General features: G+C 73.4%; 12 protein-coding genes, 1 tRNA gene and 1 pseudogene. 10 read left to right on the top strand and 4 right to left on the bottom strand.

Annotated features, from left to right (window positions below; all coding sequences use genetic code 11):
• Window positions 1–993 carry an ABC transporter ATP-binding protein gene (locus RVR_RS07510; protein ID WP_202233104.1) on the top strand — a complete coding sequence of 331 codons (993 nt, stop codon included), beginning with the start codon at window positions 1–3 and terminating at the stop codon, window positions 991–993.
• On the top strand, window positions 990–1,706 hold the full coding sequence (locus RVR_RS07505; protein WP_202233103.1) for an ABC transporter ATP-binding protein: 717 nt from the start codon (window positions 990–992) through the stop codon (window positions 1,704–1,706). Before RVR_RS07510 ends, RVR_RS07505 begins: the two co-directional genes overlap by 4 nt.
• Before the next feature lie 162 nt (window positions 1,707–1,868).
• Here RVR_RS07505 and RVR_RS07500 read toward each other — a convergent pair whose 3' ends face one another.
• Window positions 1,869–2,507, bottom strand: coding sequence for an ANTAR domain-containing response regulator (locus tag RVR_RS07500; RefSeq protein ID WP_202233102.1), 639 nt, complete (start codon window positions 2,505–2,507; stop codon window positions 1,869–1,871).
• Window positions 2,508–2,611: 104 nt separating this feature from the next.
• On the opposite strand from RVR_RS07500, the gene RVR_RS07495 reads away from it, so the two are divergent.
• Window positions 2,612–2,686, top strand: a tRNA-Leu gene (locus tag RVR_RS07495).
• Window positions 2,687–2,793: 107 nt separating this feature from the next.
• Window positions 2,794–3,543 carry a transcriptional regulator gene (locus RVR_RS07490; protein ID WP_202233101.1) on the top strand — a complete coding sequence of 250 codons (750 nt, stop codon included), beginning with the start codon at window positions 2,794–2,796 and terminating at the stop codon, window positions 3,541–3,543.
• A gap of 97 nt (window positions 3,544–3,640) precedes the next feature.
• Here the strand turns inward: RVR_RS07490 and RVR_RS37405 are convergent, their stop codons facing one another.
• Together RVR_RS37405 and RVR_RS07480 are read right to left on the bottom strand one after the other, a co-directional pair.
• The gene (locus RVR_RS37405) at window positions 3,641–6,415 is read right to left on the bottom strand and encodes a helix-turn-helix domain-containing protein (RefSeq protein ID WP_237404622.1); all 2,775 of its coding nucleotides are present in this window, start codon (window positions 6,413–6,415) and stop codon (window positions 3,641–3,643) included.
• Window positions 6,416–6,597: 182 nt separating this feature from the next.
• Window positions 6,598–7,107 carry an SDR family oxidoreductase gene (locus tag RVR_RS07480; RefSeq protein ID WP_202233100.1) on the bottom strand — a complete coding sequence of 170 codons (510 nt, stop codon included), beginning with the start codon at window positions 7,105–7,107 and terminating at the stop codon, window positions 6,598–6,600.
• Window positions 7,108–7,321: 214 nt separating this feature from the next.
• On the opposite strand from RVR_RS07480, the gene RVR_RS07475 reads away from it, so the two are divergent.
• Entirely contained in the window at window positions 7,322–8,305 is a 984-nt protein-coding gene (locus RVR_RS07475) for a LuxR C-terminal-related transcriptional regulator (protein ID WP_237404621.1), read from the top strand.
• Window positions 8,306–8,478: 173 nt separating this feature from the next.
• Here RVR_RS07475 and RVR_RS07470 read toward each other — a convergent pair whose 3' ends face one another.
• On the bottom strand, window positions 8,479–8,703 hold the full coding sequence (locus RVR_RS07470; protein ID WP_202233099.1) for a hypothetical protein: 225 nt from the start codon (window positions 8,701–8,703) through the stop codon (window positions 8,479–8,481).
• Window positions 8,704–9,234: 531 nt separating this feature from the next.
• Between RVR_RS07470 and RVR_RS07465 the strand changes: the two genes are divergently transcribed.
• The 5 genes and pseudogenes from RVR_RS07465 (at window position 9,235) to RVR_RS07445 (ending at window position 13,391) form a co-directional block, all read left to right on the top strand.
• Window positions 9,235–9,420 (top strand): hypothetical protein, encoded by a 186-nt coding sequence (locus RVR_RS07465; RefSeq protein ID WP_202233098.1) that lies wholly within the window; start codon window positions 9,235–9,237, stop codon window positions 9,418–9,420.
• 94 nt (window positions 9,421–9,514) lie between these two features.
• Window positions 9,515–10,459, top strand: coding sequence for a 3-oxoacyl-ACP synthase III family protein (locus RVR_RS07460; RefSeq protein WP_202233097.1), 945 nt, complete (start codon window positions 9,515–9,517; stop codon window positions 10,457–10,459).
• Window positions 10,456–11,793: a preATP grasp domain-containing protein gene (locus tag RVR_RS07455; RefSeq protein ID WP_202233096.1), complete on the top strand. Its 1,338-nt coding sequence runs from the start codon at window positions 10,456–10,458 to the stop codon at window positions 11,791–11,793. Before RVR_RS07460 ends, RVR_RS07455 begins: the two co-directional genes overlap by 4 nt.
• A 37-nt stretch (window positions 11,794–11,830) precedes the next feature.
• Window positions 11,831–13,120, top strand: a pseudogene (gene lysA, locus RVR_RS07450) (diaminopimelate decarboxylase); the annotation flags it as partial.
• A 7-nt stretch (window positions 13,121–13,127) separates the two neighbouring features.
• Window positions 13,128–13,391, top strand: a complete 264-nt coding sequence (locus RVR_RS07445; protein ID WP_202233094.1) for an acyl carrier protein — start codon at window positions 13,128–13,130, stop codon at window positions 13,389–13,391.
• The last annotated feature ends 4 nt before the right edge of the window (window positions 13,392–13,395 follow it).

Below are 13,395 nucleotides of genomic sequence, written 5' to 3'. Positions count from 1 at the left end.
ATGACCACGACCACCAGCACCTCCGCCGCCCCGGCGGCCGCCCCGGACCGCACACCGCTGCTCCAGGCCAGCGGCGTCATCATGCGCTTCGGCGGCCTCACCGCCGTCCGCGACGTCAGCCTCACCGTCAACAGCGGCGAGATCGTCGGCCTGATCGGCCCCAACGGCGCCGGCAAGACCACCTTCTTCAACTGCCTCACCGGGCTGTACGTCCCCACCGAGGGCTCCGTCAGCTACAAGGGCACCGTCCTGCCGCCCAAGCCCCACCTCGTCACCAAGGCAGGCGTCGCCCGCACCTTCCAGAACATCCGGCTGTTCGCCAACATGACCGTGCTGGAGAACGTCCTGGTCGGCCGGCACACCCGCACCCGCGAGGGCCTGCTCTCCGCCCTCATCCGCGGACCGGGCTACCACAAGGCCGAGGCGCGCTCCCGCGAACGCGCCATGGAACTGCTGGAGTTCACCGGCCTCGCGCACAAGGCCGAGCACCTCGCGCGCAACCTCCCCTACGGCGAGCAGCGCAAGCTGGAGATCGCCCGCGCGCTCGCCAGCGAGCCGGGGCTGCTCCTGCTCGACGAGCCCACCGCGGGCATGAACCCGCAGGAGACCCGCGCCACCGAGGAACTGGTCTTCGCCATCCGGGACCAGGGCATCGCCGTCCTCGTCATCGAGCACGACATGCGGTTCATCTTCAACCTCTGCGACCGCGTCGCCGTCCTCGTCCAGGGCCAGAAACTGGTCGAGGGCACCGCCGAGGTCGTCCAGAGCGACGAGCGCGTTGTCGCGGCGTACCTGGGCGAGCCGTTCGAGCCGGAGGCGGAGGCCGCACCGGCACCGGAGGCCGCACCGGAAGCGGAGGCCGGGGCGGCACCGGAGGCGGAAGCGGAGGCCGGGGCGGCACCGGAAGCGGACGCCACGCCGGCGCCCGAGGCCGCGGGCGACAACGAGACCGGCACCGGAACCGGCGCGCAGGAGCAGGAGAACGACCGATGACCGCACTGCTCGAAGTGGAGGACCTCCGGGTCGCCTACGGCAAGATCGAGGCCGTCAAGGGCATCTCGTTCTCGGTCGAGGCCGGCCAGGTCGTCACGCTCATCGGCACCAACGGCGCCGGCAAGACCACCACCCTGCGCACCCTCAGCGGCCTGCTCAAACCGGTCGGCGGCCGGGTGACCTTCGACGGCAAGGTGCTCACCCGGGTACCCCCGCACAAGATCGTCTCCCTCGGCCTCGCCCACTCCCCGGAGGGCCGGCACATCTTCCCCCGGCTCAGCATCGAGCAGAACCTGCTGCTCGGCGCCTTCCTCCGCCGGGACGCCGCCGGCATCGCCAAGGACGTCGAGCGCGCCTACGAGCTGTTCCCCATCCTCGGGGAGCGCCGCAAGCAGGCCGCCGGCACCCTGTCCGGCGGTGAGCAGCAGATGCTCGCCATGGGCCGCGCGCTGATGTCGCAGCCCAAGCTGCTCATGCTCGACGAACCCTCCATGGGGCTCTCGCCGATCATGATGCAGAAGATCATGTCCACCATCGTCGAGCTGAAGGCCCAGGGCACCACCATCCTGCTCGTCGAGCAGAACGCCCAGGCGGCCCTCTCCCTCGCCGACCAGGCCCACGTCATGGAGATCGGCAGCATCAAGATCTCCGGCACCGGCCAGGACCTCCTGCACGACGAGGGCGTCCGCAAGACCTACCTCGGCGAGGACTGACCCCGCCGCGACCGGTCGCACCACACGGGTGGGGCCCGCACTCCGGAAAGGAGTGCGGGCCCCACCCGTGCGAGGTGCCGTGACCGTGCGGAGCCGCGCGGGAAGCCGCGCGCACGGGCCCCCGGTCCGCCGCGCGGCAGACCGGAGGGTGCGCCGGGTCCTTCAGTCCTTCTCCGTCACCTCGTCGATGACCGCCTGCGCCACCGCCTGCATCGACATCCGCCGGTCCATCGACGTCTTCTGGATCCAGCGGAAGGCGGCCGGCTCGGTCAGCCCGTACTTGGTCTGGAGCACGCTCTTCGCCCGGTCCACCAGCTTGCGGGTCTCCAGCCGCAGCGACAGGTCGGCGATCTCCGCCTCCAGGGCACGCAGCTCCTGGAAGCGGCTCACCGCCATCTCGATCGCCGGCACCAGGTCGCTCTTGGTGAACGGCTTCACCAGGTACGCCATCGCGCCCGCGTCCCTGGCCCGCTCGACCAGTTCCCGCTGGGAGAAGGCGGTGAGCATCAGGACGGGGGCCAGCTTCTCCCCGGCGATCCGCTCGGCGGCGCTGATGCCGTCGAGCACGGGCATCTTGACGTCCAGGATCACCAGGTCGGGGTGGAGTTCCTGGGCGAGCTTCACCGCGGTCTCGCCGTCGCCGGCCTCCCCGACCACGGCGTACCCCTCCTCCTCCAGCATCTCCTTCAGGTCCAGGCGGATCAGCGCCTCGTCCTCGGCGATGACGACACGCGTGGTCACGGGCGGCACGTGCGCGGAGGCGTCGTCCTGCGCGGGGGTGGGCTCGTCGGGGGCGCTCACGGTGCGGTGCTCCTCGGGTCATGGCGTCGGATCCTGCTACCTGAGCCTACCTAGCTCGGGTAGAGTTTGAACACAGAGGTGGTATGCTGGTCTCTGTTTTGAAGGCCCCGGTAGCCCAATTGGCAGCAGGCAATGGATTCAAAACCCATACAGTGTCGGTTCGAGTCCGACTCGGGGCACTTTACCTTTGAATTGAAGGTCGGGGCGCATCGTCCCTTTGCTCCGACCGGGTGAACTCTTCCGGTGCGCGCTCCCATGATCGAGCCGCGCGCCGATCATGGTTCACATGTACGATTCCGCGACCCGGCGCCACGCGCTGGCGCACCTGGCGGCCGGCCGCAGCCTCAACTCCGTGAGCCGGGCCACCGGCATATCGCGCGCCGCGCTCAGGAGTTGGCGCGACCACGGCATCGAGCCGGTCAGCCGGGGAGCGAGCCCGCTGCGCACGGACGGCGCCGCCTACCCGTACCTGCTCGGCCTCTACCTCGGCGACGGCCACATCAGCGGCAACGCCCGGGGCGTCTACGCGTTGCGTATCGCCTGTGGCACCGCGTGGCCGGGGCTCATCGACGCCTGCGAGACGGCGATCCGTGCGGTGCGCCCCGGCGGTGCCGTCTTCCGCGTGCCGCAACAGGGCTGCGTGCAGGTCACCTCGACCAGCAAGCAGTGGCCGGTGGTCTTCCCGCAGCACGGTCCAGGCCGCAAGCACGAGCGGGCGATCGCCCTTGAGGAGTGGCAGCAGGAGGCGGTGGCCGCGCACCCGTGGGACTTCGTCCGCGGTCTGGTGCACTCCGACGGCTGTCGGGTCACCAACTGGACCGAGCGGACGGTGTCCGGGTTCCGGAAGCGCTACGAATACCCGCGGTACTTCTTCACCAACACCTCGGCCGACATCCGTCGGCTGTTCACCGACGCGCTCGACCTCGTCGGCGTCTCCTGGACCGAGAGCCGCCGGCGCGGCCCGGCGCGGAACGTCTCCGTCGCGCGGCGGGAGGCGGTGGCGCTCATGGATCTGCACGTCGGGCCCAAGTACTGAGGGGCCGCGGTGGGAGGGTCGGCCCTTCCCGGGGCGGGAGCGGTCGGCGGGGCGCGCCCGTCGGCGGGGCTCCCGCTTCCGTACCGGGGCGGCCCGGTCAGAGGGCGTGGGGGTTTGCGGCGGTGCGGAGGGTGAGGACGCGGTGGGCCACCGCCACGCGGGAGGTGCAGTGGAGCCGCCGCATGATCTCGCGCATGTGGTTGACGACCGTCCACTCGGAGATCTTCAGCCGGCGGGCTATCTGCTTGTTGCTCAGGCCCTCGCTGACGAGGACGCACACCTCCGACTGGCGTGCCGTCAGCACGCCGTCGAGGCCGGACGGGAGCAGCGGGTCCTGCCGGTGGCCCCGCCCCGTCACGGTGGTTGCCCCGATCCCTGCCGTGGTCCCTGCCGTTGCCGCTGGCGCTGTCCCTCCCGTCGCCGTCGCTCCTGGCGTCGCCGGGGCGGAGGACGGTTCCACGGTGCGCGGGGCGGCCGACGGATTCCTCCGTGTCGAGGGCGTGCCGGCGGCTTCCGCGCGCGGGGCACCGGCGACGTCCTGGTCGCCCGGCACGCGCGGCCCCCGGTGGGTGGAGCGGCCCGCCGCGAGGTCCGCGGCGCCGGGGGGCGCGCCGGCCCGCCTGGCCGCGTCCGCGCCCCGGGCGGCCGGCCCGCGCGCTGCCTCCGGCGCGCCCGACCGGGCCAGGTCCTCGGCCCGGATCAGCGCCGCCCGGACGGCCGCGGGCTCCCGCTCGGAGGTGCCGGCCGGCGGCACCAGGAGGTCCGCCCACGCGAAGGGGGCGCCGATCGCGCGCCAGAAGTGGCACATGTCCTCGGTGAGGGAGACCGCCCGCGCGAAGCCGGTGGGCGCCGCGAGCAGGGTGGCCAGCGCGGCGGCGAGGTTGGCCTCCTCGGCCTGGACGGCGGCCAGCCCGTGGTACTGGTCGCCCGACCGGATCCGCCGGGCTGCGGCCGCGGCCAGCCGTGCGTAGTGGCAGGCGTGCGCGCCGCGGGCCGGACCGAGGTCGCCGCGGTCGGCCCGCAGCAGGGTGCGGGCGGCTGACGTCAGATGCCCGCGGACCCGGGCGATGCCGCCGAGGGTGCCCGACGGCAGGGGGGACATGACCAGCAGGCCGCGGGCCCGCAGTTCCTCCACCGCTCCGGGCCCGGGCTGCCCCCCGTAGGAGGCGGCCACCTCGCGCAGCGCCTCCATCCCGCATCCGCCGGAGAACACCGCGGCGGCGCGCAGCAGTTGCAGGGCGCCGCTGCTCAACTCCCCGCCGGCGGGGGCCGGGTCGGCGGGGGCGGAGACCGTGGCCGTGTACGCCTGGCCGACGGGGCGGAGCGCGGTGCCGCCGACGGTCCCCGTCACCGCCACGGAGGGCGTTCCCTGCGAACGGGCTTGCTTCGGGAACCGGTTGTCCCGCCGGCCCCGCGTGGCGGCGGTCGGTCCGGCGCCCGGGGCGGGGGAGGGCGCGGGGGCCGGGCGGCGGGAGGAGACGTCGAGCAGGGCGCGCAGATCGGCGGGGTCGAGGGGATCGGGGGCGGCGGAGGAGGTCTCCAGGCCCTCGGAAGAGGCCGTGCGGGCGGCGCGGGTGAGGGCGTCGGATGGTCCGTCGAGGGCGGCGCGGAGCCGGGCGACGGGATAACGGCCGGCTGTATCGAGGGGGAAGTCCGTTGGCGGGCCTGCGGGTTGGCCGTGGCGCGGGGCGACGAGGGGCATGGGGGCGGAGGCGGCCGTGGCCGGGGCGCTCGCGTCGCGCGGGACGGGCCGGGGCCGTTCGAGGTCCTCGCACGGGTCCGTGGCCGGGTGCCCCAGCACCAGCAGGACGCGCTCGGCGTGCGCGGGAGAGGCGTCGAGCAGCAGGTCGAGGAGGCGGCCGGCGCTCAGCGGGTGCTGCGCGTCCAGGCGGTCCGTGCCGTCCAGGACGAGCAGCACCGGGTGCTGCCGCGCGTTCCCGGCCCGGTCCAAGCCGCCGGCGCCGCCGCAGTCGTCGCAGTCGTCGCAGGGGTGGGCGCCGCACAAGCCGGCGAGGGCGCCCCCGTTGACGTCGATGCCCCTCCCGAAGCCCAAGCCCAAACCCAAACCCAAGCCCAAGTCGAAGTCGACGCCGACGCCGTGGTCCACGTCCCCACCCTCGCCCACGTCCACGCTGATGCCGCATCCGCATCCGCATCCGATGACGCCGCTGCGGTCATCGGCCCGGCCCTCGCCCTCGTCCTCGCCGTCGGCGGAGAGCCCGTGCGGGTGCCGCGGCCGTCCGCGGCCGCTCCCCGGCGGGTCCGGGGGTTCCGGCGGCCGGGCGGACGTGTCCGTGCCGGGGCGGTCCCGTTCCAGGGTGGGGGGCGGGGGGAGTTCCCGCGGGCCGGTGCCGCACGCGGTGGCGGTGCCGGGGACCAGGGCGCCGGTGGCCGGCGGGAGCGGCGGCCGCCAGGTCATGACGCGGCTCGGGAACCGCTTGGCCACCGCCCGGGCCGGGCAGGACCGACCCGCGCCCGTGCCCGCGACGCCGTTCACCCGCACGGTCCGCAGGTCCGGCGAGGTGAGCAGCGCCAGGACCGCGCGCAGGTCCTCCTCCGGGTCGGCCGGGCGAGGCGGTGCCGCGAACGGCCGGCCGTTCGCCCCTCCCCGGGAGTCCGCGTCGGCGGGGACGGCCGGGAGGCCGGCCGCGGCGACTCCGCCGGCCGCGGCGACTCCGCCGGCCGCGGCGATCCCGCCGGCTCCGGGACCTCCGCCGGCTCCGGTGTCTCCGGCGTCCGCGACGGCTCCGGTGGGGACGGTGGGAGGCGCTGGGGGGGTGGGGCCGGTCACGGTCCCGGGCCGGCTCGTGGGTCCGCCGGAGCCGGTGGCCCGGATCTGTGCCGGCCGGCGCACCGCGTCGTCGCTGATCATGAACTCCTCCTGGGGAAAAGGGTGTTCGTGACGGTTCAGTGGAAGTGCGGTGGTGCGAGGGGTGGGGTGCGGTGGAGGTGGGGGCGAGGCGGGGACGCCGGACCGGGCGGCCGGGGGGAGGCGTACGGGAAGGGCTACGGGGCCGGGCCGCCGCCGTCCGGGCAGGCCCTACGGCACAGGCCCTACGGCACAGGGCCCAGCGCGGCGGCCAGAACGGCCTCGGCCACCGCGTGTTCGTCCTCGGCGGGGGCGACCCAGGCCACCTGGACGGGGCCGGAGCCCGGGGGGAGGGCGGCGGGCGTGGCCGTCACCGCGACCACGCGCGCGGGCCGGCCGGACCTGCCCAGCAGGTCCACCGCGTGGCCGTCCAGGAGCGGCAGCAGCGCCGGGCGCGGGGCCCACACCAGGAGTTCGACGGGGCCGAGGTCCCGCATCACCGCGGCGACCACGCGGCCCAGGGCGTTCGGGGCGTCGGGGTCCATGCGGTAGGGGAGGGCGGTCAGTCCCCGGTCGGCGAACTCCTTTGCGAGCAGCGCGGCCCGGCCGGTGCCGTGGCCCGCCACGGTCACGGCGACGGCGGTTCCGGCGTCGGCGAGCCGGATGCCGACCGTGCGGCCCGCGCCGACGGCACCGTCCACCACGAGGGCGACGCGGGGCGGCGGGCCGGCCGGGGGAACTTCGGTGTCCGACACAATGGCTCCGATTCCAGAAGGGCGAACGGGTGGTCAGGAAGTGGTTGTTGTGGTGCACGGGAGAATTGACCGCGGAGTTTTCCCCGGGCGGCCGGGGAAGTGTGCGGGATTCCCGGGGATCGCCGGCCGCCCGCGGATAGCATTCACGATGCGTGTGTGCTGAACCCTGGGGACCGTCGTGCGGCGCCGGAGAGATCAGAGGGGTGGTCGGCCGTTGCCCGACGAGGTGGAATTAGATGAGGAAACACTCGCGGTCTACCGTGCCGTTCTGCTGCACCACCGGACGGACGCCGCCGGTCTCGCCGCGATGATGGACCTGCCGGAGCAGCGGGTCGCCGAGGCGGTGGAGCGGCTCGCTGACCTGTCGCTGCTGGCGCCGTCCTGGGAGGAGCCGGGCCGGCTGCGGCCGGTCTCGCCGGACGTGGGGCTGGGGGTGATGCTCCAGCGGGAGCGGCAGGAGCTCGCCGAGCGGCAGCAGCGCATCGAACAGAGCCGGTCGGCGCTGGCGTCGCTGGCCGCGGAGTACACGGCGCAGACGCGCAGCGGCGGGCTGGACCGTTCCGAGGCGGTGGTCGGCATCGACGCGATCCGGTCCCGGTTGGAGTCGCTGGCCATGGGGTGCGCCAAGGAGTCGCTCGCCTTCCACCCCGACGGCGCGCTGACCGAGGAGTCCATCGAGGCCGGTCGGCCGCTCAACGAGCGGGCCCTGGACCGCGGGGTGCGCTTCCGTACCCTCTACCTGGACAGCATCGCCCGGGACCGCACCACCCGCGAGTACGCGAAGTGGATGGCGGAGCACGGCAGCGAGATCAGGACCTCGCCGACGCTGCCGCTGCGGCTGCTGATCGTGGACGGCGTCACCGCGATGGTGCCGGGGCCGCCGCAGGGGGCGCAGCCGACCGCGCTGGTGCTCACGAGTCCGCCGGTGGTGCAGGCGATGCTGGCGCTTTTCGAGGCGTACTGGGAGCGGGGTACCCAGCTCGGCCGGCCCGCGGACCGGTCGGAGAGCGGACTGACCCCGCAGGAGCACGAGTTGCTGCGGCTGCTGGCGGCCGGGGCCACCGATGAGGCGGTGGCCCGGGCGATGGGTATCGGTGTGCGGACCGAGCGGCGGATCGTCGCGGAGCTGATGGAGCGGCTCCAGGCGTCCAGCCGGTTCGAGGCGGGGGTCAAGGCCGCCCGCTACGACTGGGTCTGAGCCGCGGGCCGGTCGCGTCCCGGCCGCCGTCTCGCCCTGGTCGCCGGCCGTGCCGTTCGGTGAGCCGGCCGTGCCGCCCCGTGCGCCGGCGGCGTTGGCCCGCGCGCGGTCCGTGTCGCCGCGCGCATCGGCCGTGCCGCCGTGTGGTCCGGGGTGCCGCGGGTGGGCGCCGGTCACGGCCACACGAAGTCGTCGGGGGACATGGCCGTGCCCGGCAGTTGGCCGGCCGGGTGCCGGTGGGCCGAGGCGTGCGCGGGGGCCTGGGTCGTGAGCCCCAGGGCCGTGCGGTGGCCGTGGGCGGGGGAGCCGCCGGTGAGCGTCGCGGCGAAGGCCAGCGCGAGGGCGAGAGCCGTGATGTTGCCGAGGGTGACGAATGCGGCGCGGTGCGTGAGCTTCATGGGGAACTCCTCTTCGGGGGCGCGGACGGGTCATGGTCGGGAGTGCTGTCCCACGCGGTGGAACCGCGTGCCGGTCGGCGGTGCGGCGGTACGGCGGTGCGGAAGGTGCCGGAGTGCGGGAAGCGCCGGAAGTGCGGGAGGCGCGGGGGAGGTGCGGGGGCTCCGGCCGGGTCGGCGGCGCCCCTTGGGAAGAGATAACCACCCCCGTCCGCCCGTTGTCCGGTGCTGCGGACGCCAGGAAACTGCCTCGCACATTCCTGCCAAGCGCGCGCCCGTACGCCGGCCCGGTAACGATTGTGGCGGGTGTGACGCGATGATTCTCCGGCGACGCGTGTGAGGTGTCCGCGGGCCGCCGCGCGGAATTAGGGCGGCCCGGTGATACCGCCCCGATTTCCGGTGCCGGATTCCCCGGGATGTTCCGGTCCATGTGCCCGTCGAACTTCCTGGGCCGGACCCCGGTTCCGACGGTTCACTGATCTCAGTCCGGAGCGCAGAGCACCGGACACCACCGAAGGGAAATGGGGAATCACCATGGCGAAGGTTGCTGCGAAGACCGCGTCCAAGGTTGCCGTCAAGGCCGCGACCAAGGCTGCGACCAAGTCCGCGACGAAGGCCGCGACGAAGGCCGCCACCAAGGCCGCGACGAAGGCCGCGACCAAGGTCGCCGTCAAGTCGGCCGTGAAGGCGGCGTCGAAGGTTGCCGTCAAGGCCGCCTGATCGCAGACCGGTGGCACGGCGCCGGCGGGATTTCCTGCCGGCGCCATGCCCCCGGGCCCTCGACCATGGCCTCCCTCCAGAAGGCGAGAGAACTGTGCTCTATCTCGAACGGGTCGGCGCATTCGTGCCGGAGACGAGTACCTCCGTCCAGGAACTGGGCGAGCCGCTCGACCTGACGCCCAGCCAGGTGCTCCTGTTCACCCGGTTCCTCGGGCTCGACCGGGTCGCGGTCGCCCCCGGCGTCGAACTGGCCGACATGCTCACCTCGGCCGGCGAGGACGCGCTCGGGGACACCGACCGGGACAAGGTCCGGTACCTGGTGCACGCGCACACCATGCAGCACGCCGCCCCGCCGTCCCAGCACACGCTGGAGGAGGTGCGGCGCCGGCTCGGGCTGCGCAACGCCGCCGTGTTCGGGCTGTCCCACATGAACTGCGTGGTCGGGCTGTACGCGCTCCAGATCGCCCGGTTCCTGCTGGACGGCGCCCACCCCGACGACAAGGTCCTCGTCGTCACCGGCGACAAGATCCTTTCGCACCGCATCCACCTCATCCCCGAGACCACGGTGATGGGCGAGGCCGCCGCCGCCGTCCTGGTCGGCGGGGACCCGTCCGGCGACCGCATCCTCGGGCGCGCGGTGGACGTCCAGGGCCGCTTCTACCAGTGCCTGGCCTGCCCCGACGACCTGCGGATGGAATACAAGCACATGTACGCCGACAGCCTGAGCGCGGTCATGCGCGAGGCCGTCGAGGACGCGGGGATCGCATCGGCGGACATCGCCGCGATTCTCCCCCACAACGTCAACCGGCTGTCGTGGAAGAAGATCTGCGCCGAGCTCAAGATCCCCGTCGACCGGGTCTATCTGGACAACGTCCCGAAACTCGGGCACTGCTTCAGTTCCGACCCCTTCATCAATCTGGCGGCGGCTCGTGACGGTGCGCGGATATCCCCGGGGGACCTCGTGCTGATGGTGTCCGCCGGTCTCGGCGCGGCATTCGCGGCGACCGTCGTCCAGGTCGGAGAAAGGAGTGCACCATGAATTTCGTCGAACGGCTCAAGCGCGACCTCACCGGTGATCCCGGCGCGAGGTTCGTGTTCGTCAACAACTTCGAGGTCGAGCGCAGTTGGGCGGCCGGCGAGCCCAAGCTGCCCGGCGCCGGCATCGCCTTCGCCGGCGCGACCGTCAACCGCATGGAGGAGATGGGCGTCCTGCTGGCCGGCGAGGGCGACGTCGTCGTCCTCAAGGCCCCCATGGACGAGCGGTTCGCCGGCTACCTGGGGTCGCTCGGTGCCGCCGCCGGCAGCACCCTGTCGGCGGAGAACAGCGACCCCGCCCGGATGGTCACCGAGGACGCACTCGTCTCGCCGCGCCTGCTGGAGTCGCTGCGGGCGCTCGCGGACGGCCGCACCTACCTGATGCCGCTGGGCATCTCGGCCGCCGAGGAGCGGCTGTCCGCGGCCACCGGCCTGCCGCTGGCCGGCCCGGACGCCGCCACCTGCAAGGCCGTCAACGGCAAGGTGTTCAGCCACCGCCTGGTGCTGGAGACCGGCCTGAACGCGGTCCCCGGCACCGTCGTGGAGACCGTCGGCGAACTGCGCGGCGCCCTGGAGGCCCACCTGGCCTCCGGCGGCCGGGCGGTGGTCAAGGAGTCGCTGGGCGTCTCCGGCCGCGGCATGGTCGTGGTGGAGGACGAGCGCGGCGCGGCCCGGCTGCTGCGGCTGATCGAGCGGCGCGGGCCGCAGGCGCCGGCCAACCTGGTGGTGGAGAGCTGGATCGAGCGCGCCCAGGACCTCAACTACCAGTTGGTGGTGGCCCGCGGCGGCGAGGTGCGGTTCGAGACGGTCAAGGCCGCGGTGCTGAAGAACAACGTGCACCAGGGGCACCGCTTCCCGGTGGACCTGCCGCCAGCCGCCGTGGAGGAGCTGCACCACGCCACGCGGACCATCGGCAAGGCGCTGCACGCCGAGGGCTACTTCGGCATGGTCGGCGTGGACGCGATGCTCGGCCCGGACGGCACCCTCTACCCGTGCCTGGAGATCAACGCCCGGTTCAACATGTCCACGTACCAGAGCCGGATCGCCGAGCGGTTCATCCCCGAGGGCGCGCACGCGATCGCCGCCACGTTCGGCCTGCGGCCGTCGCGGGTGCACGGCTTCGACGAGGTGGCCGGCGCCCTCGGCGAGCTGCTCTTCGACGGCTCCGGGCGGACCGGCGTGCTCATCAACAACTTCGCGACCCTCAACGCGGCCGCGAGGACCGACGGCGACTTCCACGGCCGGCTCTACGCCGTGTGCGTCGCCGACACCGCCGACGCGGCCCTGGCGCTGCGCCAGGAGGCGGACCGGCGCCTGACGGAGATGGCCGGGCGATGACGACGACGAGCCCCCCGACGGGCGGAAGGAGCGGACCGCAGTGAAGGTCCAGGGCATCGAGTACCGCGAACTCGCCGAGCAGTTCGGCACCCCGCTGTACGTCTACGACGCGGAAGTCCTCACCGAGGCGATCACCGGACTGCGCGACGCGCTGCACCCGGCGATCGAGGTGTTCTTCTCGCTCAAGTCCAACCCCAACATCAGCGTCTACCACACCCTGAAGGCCGGCGGCGCCCGCGCCGAGGTCTCCTCGCTGGTCGAGCTGCGCACCGCGGTGCTGGCCGGCACCCCCGCGCACGACATCATCTTCCTCGGCCCCGGCAAGAGCGAGCGCGAGCTGGTCGCCTGCCTGGAGGAGGGCATCTACGCGATCGTGGTGGAGTCCTTCGCCGAGCTGGACCGCATCGAGGAGCTGGCCGGCGAGCGGGGCGTGCGCCAGCGGGTGCTGCTGCGGGTCAACCCCGCGGTGGCCGTGCAGGGCTCCCGGCTCACCATGGGCGGCAAGCCCCGCCAGTTCGGCATCGACGAGGCCGAGGTGCTGGCCGCCGGCGACCTGGCGGCGAAGTACCGGCACGCCGACGTCGCCGGGGTGCACGTCTACATGGGCACCCGCATCCTGGACGCCGAGGTGGTGGGGAAGAACACCCGCTACATCCTCGACCTGGCCGAGCGGGTGGTGAACGCCACCGGCATCCGGCTGGACGCGGTGGACATCGGCGGCGGCCTGGGCGTGGCCTACTTCGACGGCGAGGAGGACATCGACCCCAAGTCGGTGGCCGAGGTCCTCAACCCGATGCTGGAGGAGTTCGCCTCCCACCGCCCGGGCACCCGGCTGATCATGGAGTCCGGCCGCTTCCTGGCCGGCCGCGCCGGTGTCTACGTGCTGGGCGTGCGCTACGTCAAGGAGTCGATGGGCGAGCGGTTCGCGGTCGCCGACGGCGGCACGCACCACCACATGGCCGCGGTCGGCATCGGCTCCTTCGTCAAGCGGAACTTCCCCGCGGTCGCCCTCGACCACGACGGCGAGCCCGACGAGGGCGAACTGGAGCCGTGGAACGTCACCGGCCCGCTGTGCACCCCCAACGACACCCTGCTCAAGCACGCCCTGCTGCCGCAGTTGCGGCCCGGCGACCTGATCGGGGTCACGCGCTCGGGCGCCTACGGCCCGTCCGCCTCGCCCGGCAACTTCCTCAGCCACGGCTTCCCCGCCGAGGTCCTGGTCACGGGCGGCCGCGCCCACCTGGTGCGCGACCGCGACCAGCCCGAGGACCTGCTGCGCCCCCAGCACCTGCTCGACCCGACCACCGTCACCACTCCTGGGAAGTGAGACCGAGATGGACCGCACGCAGATCATCAACCACGTCCGTATCGCCCTGTCCACCGTCCTCAACCGGGACGTGCCCGGACTCACCGAGGAGTCCCGGCTGTTCGAGGACCTCGCGCTGGACTCCACCAGCGTCATCGAGCTCCTGATGGGCCTGGAGGACACCATCGCGCTGGAGATCGACCCGGACGAGCTGGAGCCGGAGGTGTTCCGCACCGTCGGCAGCCTCACGGACTACATCCAGGCCGGGTTCGCGAAGACCGCGGCGGTCTGACGCC

It is taken from the genome of Streptomyces sp. SN-593 (genome assembly GCF_016756395.1).
Taxonomy (GTDB): domain Bacteria; phylum Actinomycetota; class Actinomycetes; order Streptomycetales; family Streptomycetaceae; genus Actinacidiphila; species Actinacidiphila reveromycinica.
The sequence above is the reverse complement of the archived record's forward strand: the minus strand, read 5'-3'. Positions and strand labels throughout refer to the sequence as shown.